At 36.8% G+C, this 15,766-nt stretch carries 16 protein-coding genes, 1 tRNA gene and 1 rRNA gene; 12 read left to right on the plus strand and 6 right to left on the minus strand.

The genetic code is table 11. From position 1 onward, the window contains the following. Nucleotides 1–123: 123 nt before the first annotated feature. Together rrf and G4D61_RS17460 are read left to right on the plus strand one after the other, a co-directional pair. A 5S ribosomal RNA gene (gene rrf, locus G4D61_RS17455) occupies nucleotides 124–239 on the plus strand. A 21-nt stretch (nucleotides 240–260) separates the two neighbouring features. Beyond that, nucleotides 261–334: transfer RNA gene (locus tag G4D61_RS17460), tRNA-Met, on the plus strand. Between the two features lie 45 nt (nucleotides 335–379). Here the strand turns inward: G4D61_RS17460 and G4D61_RS17465 are convergent. Beyond that, a complete protein-coding gene (locus tag G4D61_RS17465) occupies nucleotides 380–1,291 on the minus strand; it encodes a LysR family transcriptional regulator (RefSeq protein WP_025731434.1) in 912 nt (303 codons plus the stop codon). A 117-nt stretch (nucleotides 1,292–1,408) separates the two neighbouring features. Here G4D61_RS17465 and G4D61_RS17470 point away from each other — a divergent pair, with 117 nt between their 5' ends. Beyond that, nucleotides 1,409–2,713, plus strand: a complete 1,305-nt coding sequence (locus G4D61_RS17470; protein ID WP_025731433.1) for an APC family permease — start codon at nucleotides 1,409–1,411, stop codon at nucleotides 2,711–2,713. Nucleotides 2,714–3,115: 402 nt separating this feature from the next. Here G4D61_RS17470 and G4D61_RS17475 read toward each other — a convergent pair whose 3' ends face one another. After that, nucleotides 3,116–4,036 (minus strand): Gfo/Idh/MocA family protein, encoded by a 921-nt coding sequence (locus G4D61_RS17475; protein WP_025731432.1) that lies wholly within the window; start codon nucleotides 4,034–4,036, stop codon nucleotides 3,116–3,118. A gap of 222 nt (nucleotides 4,037–4,258) precedes the next feature. On the opposite strand from G4D61_RS17475, the gene tsaE reads away from it, so the two are divergent. From tsaE to tsaD, 4 genes are read left to right on the plus strand one after another with little or no spacing between them, the layout of a single operon-like run. Next, nucleotides 4,259–4,714, plus strand: coding sequence for a tRNA (adenosine(37)-N6)-threonylcarbamoyltransferase complex ATPase subunit type 1 TsaE (gene tsaE, locus G4D61_RS17480; protein ID WP_025731431.1), 456 nt, complete (start codon nucleotides 4,259–4,261; stop codon nucleotides 4,712–4,714). Beyond that, a complete protein-coding gene (tsaB, locus tag G4D61_RS17485) occupies nucleotides 4,711–5,406 on the plus strand; it encodes a tRNA (adenosine(37)-N6)-threonylcarbamoyltransferase complex dimerization subunit type 1 TsaB (protein WP_025731430.1) in 696 nt (231 codons plus the stop codon). The genes tsaE and tsaB overlap by 4 nt, the downstream gene beginning before the upstream one ends. A gap of 17 nt (nucleotides 5,407–5,423) precedes the next feature. Then, on the plus strand, nucleotides 5,424–5,870 hold the full coding sequence (gene rimI / locus G4D61_RS17490) for a ribosomal protein S18-alanine N-acetyltransferase (RefSeq protein WP_025731429.1): 447 nt from the start codon (nucleotides 5,424–5,426) through the stop codon (nucleotides 5,868–5,870). Then, nucleotides 5,870–6,889 (plus strand): tRNA (adenosine(37)-N6)-threonylcarbamoyltransferase complex transferase subunit TsaD, encoded by a 1,020-nt coding sequence (gene tsaD / locus G4D61_RS17495; RefSeq protein ID WP_025731428.1) that lies wholly within the window; start codon nucleotides 5,870–5,872, stop codon nucleotides 6,887–6,889. Before rimI ends, tsaD begins: the two co-directional genes overlap by 1 nt. 471 nt (nucleotides 6,890–7,360) lie before the next feature. On the opposite strand, the gene G4D61_RS17500 is transcribed toward tsaD, so the two are convergent. Next, the gene (locus tag G4D61_RS17500) at nucleotides 7,361–9,283 is read right to left on the minus strand and encodes an ABC-F family ATP-binding cassette domain-containing protein (RefSeq protein ID WP_163174584.1); all 1,923 of its coding nucleotides are present in this window, start codon (nucleotides 9,281–9,283) and stop codon (nucleotides 7,361–7,363) included. 266 nt (nucleotides 9,284–9,549) lie between these two features. On the opposite strand from G4D61_RS17500, the gene G4D61_RS17505 reads away from it, so the two are divergent. The 3 genes from G4D61_RS17505 to G4D61_RS17515 all read left to right on the plus strand — a co-directional run bounded on the left by G4D61_RS17505 (nucleotide 9,550) and on the right by G4D61_RS17515 (nucleotide 11,719). Continuing rightward, on the plus strand, nucleotides 9,550–10,212 hold the full coding sequence (locus G4D61_RS17505) for a redox-sensing transcriptional repressor Rex (protein ID WP_025731426.1): 663 nt from the start codon (nucleotides 9,550–9,552) through the stop codon (nucleotides 10,210–10,212). A 78-nt stretch (nucleotides 10,213–10,290) separates the two neighbouring features. Next, the gene (tatC, locus tag G4D61_RS17510) at nucleotides 10,291–11,037 is read left to right on the plus strand and encodes a twin-arginine translocase subunit TatC (protein ID WP_025731425.1); all 747 of its coding nucleotides are present in this window, start codon (nucleotides 10,291–10,293) and stop codon (nucleotides 11,035–11,037) included. A gap of 172 nt (nucleotides 11,038–11,209) precedes the next feature. Beyond that, nucleotides 11,210–11,719, plus strand: coding sequence for a DoxX family membrane protein (locus G4D61_RS17515; RefSeq protein ID WP_035354661.1), 510 nt, complete (start codon nucleotides 11,210–11,212; stop codon nucleotides 11,717–11,719). Nucleotides 11,720–11,777: 58 nt separating this feature from the next. Here G4D61_RS17515 and G4D61_RS17520 read toward each other — a convergent pair whose 3' ends face one another. From G4D61_RS17520 to G4D61_RS17530, 3 genes are all read right to left on the minus strand, one after another. Further along, nucleotides 11,778–12,209, minus strand: a complete 432-nt coding sequence (locus G4D61_RS17520; protein WP_025731423.1) for a CBS domain-containing protein — start codon at nucleotides 12,207–12,209, stop codon at nucleotides 11,778–11,780. Nucleotides 12,210–12,333: 124 nt separating this feature from the next. Further along, entirely contained in the window at nucleotides 12,334–12,528 is a 195-nt protein-coding gene (locus G4D61_RS17525) for a YdiK family protein (RefSeq protein ID WP_163174586.1), read from the minus strand. After that, nucleotides 12,500–13,258, minus strand: coding sequence for a CPBP family intramembrane glutamic endopeptidase (locus G4D61_RS17530; RefSeq protein ID WP_163174588.1), 759 nt, complete (start codon nucleotides 13,256–13,258; stop codon nucleotides 12,500–12,502). The genes G4D61_RS17525 and G4D61_RS17530 overlap by 29 nt, the downstream gene beginning before the upstream one ends. Before the next feature lie 300 nt (nucleotides 13,259–13,558). Here G4D61_RS17530 and groES point away from each other — a divergent pair, with 300 nt between their 5' ends. Beyond that, entirely contained in the window at nucleotides 13,559–13,843 is a 285-nt protein-coding gene (gene groES, locus G4D61_RS17535; RefSeq protein ID WP_025731420.1) for a co-chaperone GroES, read from the plus strand. 60 nt (nucleotides 13,844–13,903) lie between these two features. Then, nucleotides 13,904–15,538 (plus strand): chaperonin GroEL, encoded by a 1,635-nt coding sequence (gene groL, locus G4D61_RS17540; protein WP_025731419.1) that lies wholly within the window; start codon nucleotides 13,904–13,906, stop codon nucleotides 15,536–15,538. The last annotated feature ends 228 nt before the right edge of the window (nucleotides 15,539–15,766 follow it).

Raw genomic sequence — 15,766 nt, forward strand, 5'->3', positions numbered from 1 at the left:
ACGTGGAGCTGACGAATACTAATCGATCGAGGACTTAACCAAAATGAAAGACAAACATGATTTAAGGTTTACAATCTTCTCCTATCTAATTTTGAGAGAACATCTTCTCAATAATTTAATAGGTCCGGTAATTATAGCGAGAAGGTCACACCCGTTCCCATCCCGAACACGGAAGTTAAGCTTCTCAGCGCCGATGGTAGTTGGGGGTTTCCCCCTGTGAGAGTAGGACGTTGCCGGGCTTTAATTTTAAATATTATTATCGCGGGGTGGAGCAGTCTGGTAGCTCGTCGGGCTCATAACCCGAAGGTCGTAGGTTCAAATCCTACCCCCGCAATTAAAAAATAACAAATGGATTTATCCATTTGTTATTTTTTTGTCCTTATTTTTGCTCCTGCAGTTTTTCTCCTCCAAGTGCTTTTCTAGTTAGGTCAAGAAATGCAGATAGAATAGGAGACATCCACTTATTTTTATGCCAGACGAGATAGGAATGGATGTATAATGGGTTTCCCTTCCAAGGAAGAATTTGAATGGTCCCTTCGGTCAGTTCTTTTTGAATCGTCATTTTTGGTAATACAGCAACCCCTAATCCTGAAATGACGCATTGTTTCATCGCCTCCACACTTGCAAACTCGAATACTTGCTGTTGATGAAAACCATGAGCTGCAAATTCATTATCAAATGACCGGCGATAACTACAGTTTTTTTCTGTCAATAATAGTGATTCAGAGGATAAATCAGCAGCACTCACAAATTCCCTATGAAAGAGTGGATGATTTGGTGAAGCAACCACATTGATCTCTTCCCGCCGTAGCTTCTCAGTGATAAATGCATCAGGTACTTGTTCAATATTCATTAAAATTGCTGCATCTAGATTCCCCTTTTCAAGTTGCTGAAGAATTTCTCTATCAGAAGTTCCTGGAGAAAACTGAAATTGTACTTTTGGAAATCGCTGCTTGAATGTAGTTAGTATGGGCGGCAGACGATACGTACAGAGACTTTCCGCAGCACCAATTACTAAAGTTCCTGCGTTCTCTTTTTCGGCAATAATTGCTTTTTTTGCTTCTTCTGTTAAAGAAAGAATTTGATTGGCGTAAAATAAAAGTTTCCTTCCAGCATCTGTTAACGCTAAAGTTCTTCCTAAACGGTCAAATAATTGAACATCTAGCTCTGTTTCAAGCGCCTTAATGTGGGCGGTAACACTTGATTGTGCAAAGTTTAACGCCTCTGCTGTTTTTGTGAAATTTAATTTATTAGCGGCAATTTGAAATGTCTCAAGATGTTTATAATCCATATAAATCCTCCTATCGGAAAAACTGATGATTATGATCAAAATTATCATTTTTACAAATGGATCATTCTACCTTATGATACTTAAAGAGTAGTAAATTATCAATTAAGGGGAGAAAAAATGAGTAAAAAAAGTGAAGGGACGATTCGCTTACCGCAAGCAATCGCGCTATATATTGGAGCTGTTTTAGGATCCGGCATTTTAATTGTACCTGGACTGGCTGCTCAAATGGCAGGTCCAGCTTCTTTAACGGATTGGGGGATGATGCTAATTTTAGTATTACCGCTGTCCATGTGTATGGCCTTTCTTGCCCAAAAGTATCCACATGCAGGCGGGGTTTCCCATTTTGTTACACTTGCTTTTGGAAGTGCATTTGGAAATCTAGTTGGCTGGTTTTTTCTAATGTCTATTCCGATTGGTGCCCCAGTTGCTGCATTAACAGGGGCAGGCTATTTATGTTCTGCACTCAATTTATCGGCAAACGCCCAGATCATTGCTGCGTCAGTTATTCTTTTATTCGCGGTTGTTTTAAATTATATTGGAATGCGTTTTGCAGGAAAAGTCCAAGTTGGGGTAGTCGTCGGAATTATATGTGTGCTTCTCTTGGCAATTGTAGGTGCTATTCCTAATATGGAGAGAGAAAACTTTCAACCGTTTATGCCGCACGGAATTACAAGTGTTGGATTTGCTTCAACCATTTTATTCTGGTGTTTCATTGGCTGGGAAGCTGTTTCCCATCTTTCAGAAGAGTTTGTGAATCCTAAGAAAGACGTTATGAAGGCCACGGTTATTGCAGCAGTTTTAATAGGAATTCTCTATTTTGCAACAGCTGTGGCAGTAGTCGGAACAAAGAGTTATGGTCATGTCTCACAAGCTTCTCTTGTTATAATTGCTGAAAAAGCTTTTGGACCATTTGGAGGCATCTTGATTGGTTTTGTAAGTTTGTTAATTTGTTTAGCAACCGTGATTGCCTATATTGGCGCGGCTTCAAGATTAGCTTATTCATTGGCGCTAAATGGTTATGCGCCAAAATGGTTTAGTATACAATCAAAAAAGTTTGCGACACCTAAAGGGGGATTATTCTTTTTAACCCTTTGCTTTACGGCTGTGATGGGAATGTATGCCCTTCACATTTACACATTAACGGAACTTATTCAGCTTCCGAATGCCACCTTTTTACTTACGTATTTAAGTGGATGTGCAGCTGGTGTTGTGCTATTTAAAAAACAGAAGCAACAATTCCTTATAAGCTTTATTTCACTTTTAGCAACGATTATTATGTTTTTATTTGTTGGAAAGGCAATAATTTATCCACTCATTATTGTTTTATTTTTTACGGCGTATCATGTCTTAGCAAAAAGGGGCAGTGTATTTCTGAAACGAAAAAGGGATACTGGAAAGGTAGAAAAGTATCATATAAAATAAAGTAAAAATAATGTTGGAATGGAGGATCTCGAATAATGAAAGTGCAAAAGAAGAAAGAGCGGAAAAAAGAGAAGGATTCACTTTTCAAGGCACTAATTGAAGAAATTCGGGACTCTATTTTTATTGAAGTTATATGGGCGATGTTTACTTTCTTGCCTAGGTGGATTTTTAGAATGTGCAGGAATATTTTTTAAAAATGGGAGAATGATTTTTGCTGTAGGGGATGCCTAGTACCCAAATTATTCATAACTGTTTAAATATGAAGCGCAATTTGATAAAGGAATTCAGAATGGAAGTATTTTGAATTCCTTTTGCTAATAAAGCTGAAAGATTAAATCATATATGCTTATAGATGCCTATTTTTTTAGTTGCTGAGTCCGGCTTCATGTAAAAGGTGATCCATCATCGAGACGACGTGAGAGGTGTTTCGATAGAGCCGAGTGCATAGTTTTGTGAAGCAATTGCTTTTTCAACGCCTTGAATTTCATAAACCATTGCCTGTTCAGTTTTTCCCGCTACAATCGTTTCTTTCTCACCGTTAGGATATACAAGTATAGCTGTATTTGCACGAGGATAATTATCTACTGTAATGTATCCTTTTTCTCCAGCGATAATTCCTTGCTTTGGCAATTTTGCTCTAAAAGTTAAATGAACATTTCCTATTTCATCTTCATCATTTTTGACATGAATGCTCCATGTTTCATCACCACCTGTTTGAAATTTGCTTATGACATAGTTCAGCTCGGTTGCTGGACGAGATAAGAAATATTGAACGAAAGAAAGTGCGTATGTACCAATGTCCAACAGCGCACCACCGCCGAGCTCTTTGGAAAAGAAACGGTTGGCTGGGTCAGGATCTTTTAAACTGCCAAAGTCAGCACGAATCATTTTTAATTTTCCAAGTTTACCTTGAGTGATCATTTCTTTAATTTTTTTATAAAGAGGCATATAGTAAATTGTCATCGCTTCACCGAGAAATACGTTCTTTTTCTTTGCGAACGCATAAGCTTTTTTCATATCATGCTTGTTATGCCAAATGGCTTTCTCACATAATACATGCTTATTATGTTGGAGGCATTGCATGATATTTTGATAGTGTTGACTATTCACCGTTGCGATGTAAACAATATCGACATTCTCGTCCGAAAGCAATTCTTCATAACTTGCATATATGTTTTTGATATGATGCTTTTTTGCAAAATTATAGGCTCTCTCCGGATTTCTCGATGCAGCAGCATAAATTTCATGTACTTGATTTAAACTTTGTGCGAATTCATTTGCGATTTCTCCAAGTCCCATTATTGCCCAATTTAAATGTAACAAGTTCTTCATCCTTTCTTACACAATTTTTTTATACTTTTCCATTATTCATACGTTGAAAGTTTCTATAAAAGTCGTATTAAATTTTATTCAAGGATTGATTATAGATATCTATCTTTGCTCATTTCATGAAAATGAGTTAAACTAAATAGACAAGCATTTCCTTAGGACAAATTCCTGAGGATTTTTTTATATGGAATATTGATAAAAGGGGACTTATTATGAATGAAAACATATAATTGGATTTCCAATAGCCCAGAAGAAACAAATGCTTTTGCAGAAAAGCTGGCAAGCTTTTTGCAGCCTGGGGATGTCTTATTGTTAGAAGGGGATCTCGGGGCAGGAAAAACAACCTTTACAAAAGGCATTGCAAAAGGACTGGGAATTAAGCGTACGGTGAATAGCCCTACTTTTACAATTATAAAAGAATATCAAGGACGGATTCCATTATATCACATGGATGTTTATAGACTTGAAGATACATTTGAGGATTTAGGGTTTGATGAATATTTTGATGGTGATGGTGTGACCATTGTTGAATGGGCACATTTAATCGAAGATCAACTGCCAACGGAATATTTAAAAATAAATTTACATCACGCAGGAAATGATCGACGTGAATTGATGTTGGAACCAGTTGGCAAACGTTACGTATTATTATGTGAGGAGATACTTTCATGAAAGTGTTAGCAATAGATACATCGAATGCCGTTTTAGGTGTCGCATTAACTGATGGTGAGACGGTTCTAGGCGAGTATATGACCAATCTGAAAAAAAATCATAGTGTTCGTGTAATGCCTGCAATTCAGCAAATATTGGCAGAATGCGGTGTGAAGCCAGGAGAGCTTGAAAAAGTTGTTGTTGCAAAGGGCCCTGGTTCTTATACGGGTGTAAGAATTGGCGTTACGATTGCAAAAACATTAGCATGGAGTTTACAAATTCCTTTAGTCGGCATTTCTAGTTTGCAAATTATGGCTGCAGTTGGACGCTATTTTGACGGAATGGTGTCACCATTGTTTGATGCAAGAAGAGGACAGATTTATACAGGGCTTTATCGCTATATGAATGGACAGTTAGAGACGGTGATCAACGATTGCAATATATTAGCAAGTGATTGGGCAAATACACTGAAAGAGTATAACCAGCCTGTTTTAGTCGTTGGAAATGACTTCGCAATTCATAAAGAAACTTTCCAAACAGTGCTAGCTGATCAAATGGTTCAAGCAAGCTTTACAGAGTATAATCCGCGTCCAAGCGAGTTAGCTAAGCTTGGAATGAATCAGCCGGGGGAAGATATTCATCGTTTTGTTCCAAATTATATACGTTTAGTAGAGGCTGAGGCAAAATGGCTAGAATCACACAATAAAGATTAAGTTAGGAATTGAGGATAATGGGAGATATACTACTTCGAAAAGCGACGATTAACGATCTTGAAGGCATTTATAATGTAGAAATAAGATCGTTTACGGCTCCTTGGACAAAAGATGCCTTTTATAATGAATTTGTCCAGAATCATTTTGCGCACTATTTAGTTTTAGTCGACGAAGGGATGATCATTGGTTACTGCGGTGTTTGGATTATTATCGATGAGGCGCATGTCACGAACATTGCAATTTTACCAGAATATAGGGGACGTAAACTTGGTGAATCATTGTTAAAGCAGGTAATGAATTATGCACAGTTAAATCATGCTAAAAGTATGAGCTTAGAGGTAAGAGTTAGTAACAATGTAGCCCGGAATCTATATAAAAAACTTGGTTTTCAAGAGGGCGGAATTCGAAAAGGTTATTATCAAGATAATTATGAAGACGCAATTGTAATGTGGGTGAAATTATAATGGAAAAAGATTTATTCGTATTAGGAATCGAAACAAGTTGTGATGAAACAGCAGCAGCTATTATTAAAAATGGAACCGAAATTGTTTCAAATGTTGTAGCTTCCCAAATTGAAAGTCATAAACGCTTTGGCGGGGTAGTCCCAGAACTCGCATCCCGCCATCATGTTGAACAAATTACGATCGTCATAGAAGAAGCGCTACAAAAAGCGAATGTAACGTTTCAAGATATTGATGCAATTGCCGTTACTGAAGGTCCAGGGCTTGTTGGAGCTCTTCTTGTAGGTGTAAATGCAGCAAAGGCACTTGCATTTGCACAGCAAATTCCACTTGTCGGTGTACATCACATTGCAGGGCATATTTATGCTAACCGTCTCGAGCGTGAGCTGAAGTTTCCTTTGCTTGCACTTGTTGTATCAGGGGGACATACAGAATTGGTATTGATGAAAGATCACGCTCAGTTTGAGGTGATTGGTGAAACACGGGATGATGCCGCAGGGGAAGCTTATGATAAAGTAGCCCGAACATTAAACTTGCCATATCCGGGTGGTCCACAAATTGATCGTCTTGCTCACGAAGGTGTGCCAAATATAGATTTACCACGTGCGTGGCTAGAAGAAGATTCGTATGATTTTAGTTTTAGCGGGTTAAAATCTGCGGTCATTAATACGATGCATAATGCTGCACAGCGGGGAGAGACAATTAAACCGGAGGATCTTGCAGCAAGCTTTCAGGCAAGTGTCGTAGAGGTTTTAGTTGGAAAAACGGTAAAGGCAGCAAAGGAATACAATGTGAAAGAAGTATTAGTTGCAGGGGGAGTAGCTGCTAACAAAGGCTTACGGACTGCTTTAGAAGCTGCTTTTGAAAAACTGCCAGAAGTGGAACTGCATATTCCACCAATCCATCTATGTACCGATAATGCTGCAATGATCGCGGCATGTGGAACAGTTCTTTTCCAACAAGGAAAAAGAAGCGAATTAAACTTAAATGCTTATCCTGGTCTGGATCTCGAACGTTTTTAATGTTATGAGGCCTGACATGATCATGAATAGATAAGGGAGTTATACACAAAAAATTTCCTTGTATATTGTCATATCGTGTCAGGCCTTTTTATGTTGTGCACAATCTGTGGAAAAATTGTTAATAAACTATATGTTCTGTGTAAAACTCAGAAAAAAATTTTATAAAAATCTGTGTATAATGTGGATAACTTTGTTGATAACTGTGAATAATGTGGAAAAGTTGAATAAAGATGAATAGATCAAGGTTAGTTATGTGTATAAAAATGTGGATACGATTTGTAGAATGAAAGTTGCTTATGGCGAATCATTCAAAAGCTTGTCAAAAAGAGGCACAGTAATGACTCCTTAAAAAATTCAGTTTATCATTGAAAGGTATCAGCACGAACTGTACGTAAATGGGCTCTTTTACAAGAAAAAACCTGACAAAAGAATGAATTTCCTCTGTCAAGTTTTTAATGCTTTATATAAAGTTTATTCTTCTAATTCAGCCCATTCTTCCATTAGAACTTCAATTTGTTCTTTCAGAGCGTTCATTTCATTTGTCAGCTCCAGCATTTTTTGGTGATCTTGAAAGATATTGGGATTTGTAAGTGCTGTTTCTTTCTCTGTAACTTCTTTTTCGAGCAGGTCAATTTTAGTTTCAATCTCTTCCAGCTTGCGTTTCCGTTGACGTTCCAATTTCTTGGCTTCTTTATCAATTTTATGCGCGTTTTTCACGGATGGCTCAGTCTGGACTTTAGGTGCCTGTTCTTGTTTTTCAAGATTTTGTAATTCAATCATTTCTTGATGTTTTTGTACATAATAATCATAATCTCCAAGATATTCTGTTGTGCCGTCCTTTGACAGCTCTACCACTTTTGTTGCAATCCGATTAATAAAGTAGCGGTCATGAGAGATAAACAGAATTGTCCCAGGATAATCTATTAATGCATTTTCTAAAACTTCTTTACTATCTAAGTCAAGATGGTTTGTCGGTTCGTCAAGGATCAAGAAGTTTGCTTTTTGCAGCATAAGCTTAGATAAGGCAAGGCGAGCTTTTTCTCCACCGCTTAAGGAAGAAACAATTTTTAGGACATCATCTCCAGAAAATAAAAAGTTACCTAATGTTGTCCGAATTTCCTTCTCTGTTTTTAGCGGATAGTCATCCCATAACTCTTGCAAAACGGTTTTATTTGATGATAAGTTTGCTTGTTCTTGATCATAATAACCGATTGTAACATTAGAGCCGTAACGGATCGCCCCCGATAAAAGAGGGAGCTTTTTAATAATAGTTTTAATAAGCGTCGATTTTCCAACACCGTTTGGCCCAACAAGGGCAACACTATCGCCTTTTTTTACGGACATTCCAATGTTTTGGGAAATGACCGTATCACCATAGCCAATTGAAACATGCTCCACATTTAAAACTTCATTTCCACTTTGTCTTTCAATGTCAAAAGAGAAATTTGCTGATTTTTCATCTCCGAGTGGCCGATCCATCAATTCCATTTTCTCTAATTGTTTTCTTCGGCTTTGGGCTCGTTTTGTTGTCGAAGCTCGGGCAATATTTTTTTGAACAAATTCTTGTAGCTTTACAACCTCTTCCTGCTGTTTTTCATATTGTTTTAATTCTCGTTCGTATTGTTCAGCCTTTTGAATTAAATAGTGGCTGTAATTCCCATTGTACTTTCTTATCGAGTGACGAGAAACCTCGTATACTTGGTTGACGACTTTATCTAAAAAATAACGGTCATGGGAAACAATTAAAATGGCCCCTTGGTAACTTTGTAAATATTGTTCTAGCCACGATAATGTTTCAATATCTAAATGGTTTGTCGGTTCATCCAAAATTAAAATATCCGGTTTCGTAAGGAGAAGCTTTGCGAGTGCCAAGCGTGTTTTTTGACCGCCGCTTAATGTATGAATCGGCGTTGCATAATCATATTGTTGGAAGCGCAAGCCATGTAACACCGAGCGAATATCCGCCTCGTATTGGTAGCCGCCGCTATCTTTAAAACGAATTTGTAACTCATCATAATCATGCGTTAATTTTTCATAGCGTTCTGCATTATTATAAATAGAAGGATCCGTCATGCTTTGTTCCATATTACGCAATTGCTTTTCCATATCATGTAAATATTGGAAAACAGACAACATTTCATCCCAAATAGATAAGTTAGATTCCAGCCCAGTATTTTGTGCTAAATAACCTAATTCGACTTCTTTTGGCTTTACAATTTGACCTGAATCGTAGGATAATTGACCTGCAATCATTTTCAATAATGTTGATTTCCCGGCCCCGTTTCTGCCCACTAATGCAATACGGTCTCGATTTTGGATTTCTAATTTTATATTGGATAAAATAAGTTCAGCACCAAAGTATTTTGTAAGCTGTTGAACTTGAAGTAACATCATTGTTTTTCACCTCTACAATATAGTTAGTGTACCGTATTCTGGGCGGACTCCGCAATATAATTGCAGTAAGGTTACAAAGGAGGAAATCCTTTTTTAACTGAAATGAAATCAATTATGTGATATATTTAACATAATCATACAAAGATGAATATTGTTAAACAATTGTTTTCTGAATGAGAAAAGTGGAGTATGATAAAAGTAAAAAATGGGAGCGTTGTCATAATCATCTCATGTAAGTTAAATTGATTCAACTTGGGGGAGTACATATGAAAGATGAAACAATTAAAATACCGCAAGCAACTGCTAAGCGGCTGCCGCTATATTACCGTTATTTAAAAAATTTATATTCATTAGGTAAACAAAGAGTATCCTCAGCTGAATTAAGTGATGCGGTAAAAGTAGATTCTGCAACAATTCGCAGAGATTTCTCTTACTTCGGTGCGCTAGGAAAGAAAGGGTACGGCTATAACGTTAAGTATTTGTTGACGTTTTTTAGTAAAACTTTAAATCAAGATGAAATGACAAAAGTTGCTTTAATTGGCGTTGGTAATTTAGGTACTGCGCTATTAAATTACAATTTTTCTAAAAATAATAGCTCGAAAATTACAATGGCTTTTGATAATGATGGAGAGAAAGTAGGGCAAAAAGTCAGTAATGTGCCGATTTTTAGTATGAAAGAACTGCAAAAGCGTTTATGCGAGGAAGATATATCTGTAGTTATTTTAACGGTTCCGGCAAAGGTTGCACAGGCAGTAACCGATGAGCTGGCAGGGACAAATGTGAAAGGAATTTTAAATTTTACACCGGCACGCTTAAATGTGCCTTCACATATGCGTGTCCACCATATTGATTTAACAGTGGAACTTCAAGCATTAATTTATTTTCTTAGACATTATTCGAACGATCCAGAACCAATTCAAGAGAAATAATCTGCAAATGTATCGGGGTGTTCCTGTATAATAGGGTCAAAAGAAGGATTAAAACACATCTAAAGGAAGATGAAAACAATGAATCCAAAACATATGACCATCATTGAACATCTAACAGAATTGCGGAAAAGATTAATTATCGTCGCTGTTTTTTTCGTGATCGCAATGATTGCAAGTCTTTTTATGGCACAGCCTGTCATTCGTTATTTACAGCATTCGACAGAAGCAAAAGAATTAACGATGAATGCTTTTCGTGTTACAGATCCATTAAAAGTTTATATGGAAGTATCTGTCATTATTGCAGTTGTATTGATACTCCCGATCATTTTATATCAGATTTGGGCTTTTATAAGTCCTGGTTTATACGAGAGAGAAAGAAAAATTACTTTGACATATATCCCACTGGCCATTTGTTTATTTTTAATCGGTATTATATTTTCCTATTACATTCTTTTTCCATTAGTTATTCAATTTATGATGAAATTATCCCATCAAATGGCGATTCATACAGTGATCGGAATTAATGAATATTTTTCTTTCCTTATACAAATTACGCTGCCGTTCGGATTTATATTCCAAATGCCTGTTGTTACGATGTTTTTAACACGTCTAGGAATGATTACCCCGGTATTCCTAAAGAAAGTTCGAAAGTATGCTTATCTTGGTTTAATCATTATAGCAGCAATTATTACACCTCCAGATGTCTTTTCGCAATTGGTTGTCAGTGTTCCGCTAATTGCCCTTTATGAAATTAGTGTATTGGTTTCGAAATTCTCCTATCGGAAAGTAAAATTAATAGAACACTCACTGGAAATAGAAAATTAATCATGAAAATGGACTTAAGTCCTAGGAGTATCTTTCTAAAAAGAGGCATATAAGCCTCTTTTTTTATATTTGACATTAAATATTCAGAAAAAAATGAGTCTAATTGATATTGAATATCATTATCATTAATGATATTATCCTTCTATAAAATTAATATTTAGGAGGAGAGAGTATGGTCATTCAATTTTTTAGACAAAACAAATATATCTCTATTTTGCTTGTCATACTTCGTGTATATGTAGGGTATACGTGGATGATGGCAGGTTTGGAGAAACTGGAAGCGAAACATTTCAGTGCATACAGTTTTTTACATAGTGCATTAGTGCAAGCAAGTGGTGAGCATCCTGCCGTTCAGCAATGGTGGGCAGAAATAGTGAAGCATGCAATTATTCCTAATATCGCTTTATTTAATATGTTAGTCCCTTGGGGAGAATTATTCGTCGGGATCGGTATACTTGTCGGGTGTTTTACAAAAACAGCAGTTTTCTTTGCAATGGTTATGAATTTTTCTTATATGTTTAGCGGCAGTGTTAGTACAAATCCTCAGCTTATTTTATTATCGATGTTTATTCTCGTATCTGCAGCAAATGCGGGAAGATATGGCATAGATGGATTCGTTCTCCCTTATTTTAAAGAAAAACTATTTATGAATAAGACGCGGGAGAAGAAGGTAGCAGCTTAATATGCTAAAAGGGCTGTTTCAGCATCATGTTGATGCTGGAACAGCCCTTAAACTTTTTTTAATGTAATTCAGATGATTTTGTTGAAATATTGGATAATGCTTCGCCTGCTTCATTTTGGTACTGATCTTGGACAGCAAGATCACCTAGAGACACAAAGCCAACAAGTTGGTTGTTTTCAACGATCGGTAATCTTCTCACTTGATGCTGGGCCATAACTTGTGAAGCTTCATGTACGTCCATATCTGGAGTACCATGAATAACTTCATTTGTCATGCAAGAAGAGACAGGTACATTGGCATCTGCGCCTTTTGCTGTTAAACGCAAAGTGATATCTCTGTCTGTAAGCATTCCTTTTACTTGCCCATTTTCAACAACAGGAATTGCACCAAGGTTATGCTGGCGCATTAGTTGAGCCGCTTCCTGAACTGTTTGATTTGGTTGGACAGAAATAACTTCTTTACTCATTAATGAACGAATAGAATTTGTCATAGATTAACCTCCTTTTTTTCATCTCTTAGAATGCCTTATAAAGACATCATTATTCCTCTTTTTTCTAAAAAAAATGTCAAAAAAACACCCATATTGTTTACAACAACATGGGTGGATGAACTTCTTATTTTTTTTGGGAATTTTTTATCTTAAAATGAAGGAAAATTAACCTTAATCCCGAACCTATATCAAGTGTGGCAATTATGAGGAGTAAGTAACTAAAAAATCCCCAGCCATTTTCTTGTACTTGCTGAAATGCAAAATAGGTGAACAAAACACCTAGCACGAAATTAATTAAACCAGAAAGAAGTGGTCTCATAAATAAATCCTCCAATAATGCGATATACATTGTGATTTTGTGCAGCGTGCTCCATTGTTGGTTGTGCAAACTGGCTAATAACGACGATCGTGTTCATTGTCACATGGGCGAACATCGATACAGTAATTCGTTTCGTTCTCTCATATAAGAAAGCAAGTGAGAAGCCCAGTAAAGTATACAATAACAAATGCGGTATTTCTTGGTGGGCTAGGCCAAATATGATTGAGCTAATCAAACCTGATATAAAAAATGAAAATCTTTTTCGAAGTGAGCCAAATATAATTTTTCGAAAGACAATTTCTTCCAAAATAGGACCGACTATTGAACTAACTAAAATAACGAGAGGAAACTTCGTAATAAGTGTTAAAATTCTTTCCGTATTTTGTGAGCCTTGTTGAATTCCTAGAAGTGTTTCAATCATAATCGCAACATACTGTGCTAGGAAGGTAAGAAAAATGCCGCCTATTGCCCAGGCGATTGATTGACTGACTGGTAATGGGGCAACCCGATTGAATTCTTTCCGCTCTGATTTAGATAGCATAAATAAAATGACAATCAAGCCTAGAATAAAACTGATAACAATCCAAATAGGAGAAGTCATCACTTTCATCGTTTGGGCAGATTGATGGAAAAGCTTAATGCCAATTTGATAAACGAGCGGCTGACCGATGATAAAGGAGAACTGCATAGCAACATATGCAATGAGAATATAGGTATACTCTTTTTTCACTCGCTAAGTTCCTTTCCTTATGTATGTGAAGTTTATTCAAGACAAAAATGAAACCGATACTAATCATTTTACTATTGAAAAAGAAAACGTTCAAATATTGGAACATGATTTTCCAAAAATGTGAATAGTTGAGAGAACCAAGCATACATTAGACAAGAAAAAAATTAAACAAAAAATTGAGTTTGAGACTTGCAAAATAAATTGGAATTATTTATTATAATAAATGTATTAGCACTCATGTTGATAGAGTGCTAATAATTAAGAGAATTTACATAAAAAGAATCAAGGAGGTTGTTTCACTTGTTAAAACCACTAGGTGATCGCGTCGTTATTGAACTAGTAGAAACTGAAGAAAAAACTGCAAGCGGTATTGTGCTTCCTGACTCTGCAAAAGAAAAACCGCAAGAAGGTCGAATTGTAGCTGTTGGTTCTGGCCGCGTATTAGATAACGGTGAGCGCGTTGCTCTTGATGTAGCAGAAGGCGATCGCATCATTTTCTCTAAATATGCTGGTACAGAAGTGAAATACCAAGGAAATGAATATTTAATCCTTCGTGAGAGTGACATTTTAGCTGTAGTTGAGTAATAAATAGAACAGTTCTATGATATACATTTAGATTGACTTTATACGAGGAGGTTATTTGTAATGGCAAAAGATATTCAATTTGGCGAAGAAGCTCGTCGTGGAATGCTCCGCGGTGTAGATAAATTAGCAGATGCTGTTAAAGTAACATTAGGACCTAAAGGCCGCAACGTTGTACTTGAGAAAAAATTCGGTTCACCTCTTATTACAAATGATGGTGTAACAATTGCAAAAGAAATCGAACTTGAAGATGCATTCGAAAATATGGGTGCAAAACTTGTATCTGAAGTTGCTAGCAAAACGAACGATGTAGCTGGTGACGGTACAACAACTGCAACAGTTTTAGCACAAGCAATGATCCGTGAAGGCTTGAAAAACGTTACTGCTGGTGCAAACCCAGTCGGAATTCGTAAAGGTATTGAAAAAGCAGTAGCTACTGCTGTTGAAGAATTAAAAGCAATTTCTAAACCAATCGAAGGCAAAGCTTCTATTGCTCAAGTTGCTGCAATTTCTGCTGCTGACGAAGAAGTAGGTCAATTAATTGCTGAAGCAATGGAACGCGTTGGTAACGATGGTGTTATCACAATTGAAGAATCTAAAGGATTCACAACTGAATTAGATGTTGTAGAAGGTATGCAATTCGATCGTGGATATTCATCACCATACATGGTAACAGATTCTGACAAAATGGAAGCTGTTCTTGATAATCCATACATCTTAATTACAGATAAAAAGATTTCTAACATTCAAGAAATCTTACCTGTACTTGAACAAGTTGTACAACAAGGCAAACCACTTCTTTTAATTGCTGAAGACATTGAAGGTGAAGCTCTTGCAACACTTGTTCTAAACAAACTTCGTGGCACATTCAATGCAGTAGCTGTTAAAGCTCCTGGCTTCGGTGATCGTCGTAAAGCAATGTTAGAAGATATTGCAATTTTAACTGGCGGTACAGTGATTACTGAAGATTTAGGACTTGACCTTAAATCTGCATCAGTTGAACAATTAGGCCGCGCTGGTAAAGTTGTAGTAACAAAAGAAACTACTACAATTGTTGAAGGTGCTGGAAATGCGCAAGATATTTCTGCCCGCGTAAACCAAATCCGTGCTCAAGTTGAAGAAACTACATCTGAATTTGATCGTGAAAAACTACAAGAACGCCTTGCGAAACTTGCTGGTGGTGTAGCTGTGATCAAAGTAGGTGCTGCAACTGAAACAGAATTAAAAGAGCGCAAACTTCGCATTGAAGATGCTCTTAACTCAACTCGTGCTGCAGTTGAAGAAGGTATCGTATCCGGTGGTGGTACAGCATTAGTAAATGTGTACAATAAAGTAGCTAGCATCGATGCTGAAGGCGATGTAGCAACTGGTATTAAAATCGTTCTTCGTGCATTAGAAGAACCAGTACGTCAAATTGCACACAATGCTGGTCTTGAAGGCTCAGTAATTGTTGAACGCTTGAAAAAAGAAGCAGTTGGCGTTGGTTTCAATGCTGCTAACGGCGAATGGGTAAACATGATCGAAGCTGGTATCGTTGACCCAACAAAAGTTACACGTTCAGCTCTTCAAAACGCTGGATCTGTAGCTGCAATGCTTCTAACTACAGAAGCAGTTGTTGCGGACAAACCAGAACCTGCTGCTGCAGGCGGCGGCATGCCTGACATGGGTGGCATGGGCGGCATGGGCGGCATGATGTAATAAGGGTCTTAAGACCTTTATTACAAGGCCACATTAAAAAATCTCTCAGATTTATAATATGTACCCTATAAGATAGACACTTTAAAAAAGTCTATCTTATAGGGTATTTTTATTTATACTAAAGAAAAAGGGCTCTATTATATTTGTTGGGGTGTGAATAAAATTCAGACATAAAAATACACGTAAACTCCTAAATCCTTTACACTTGAATTGTCGAGAAACAAATGA

The sequence above is a fragment of the Heyndrickxia ginsengihumi genome, from assembly GCF_011008565.1.
Lineage (GTDB): Bacteria > Bacillota > Bacilli > Bacillales > Bacillaceae_C > Weizmannia > Weizmannia ginsengihumi.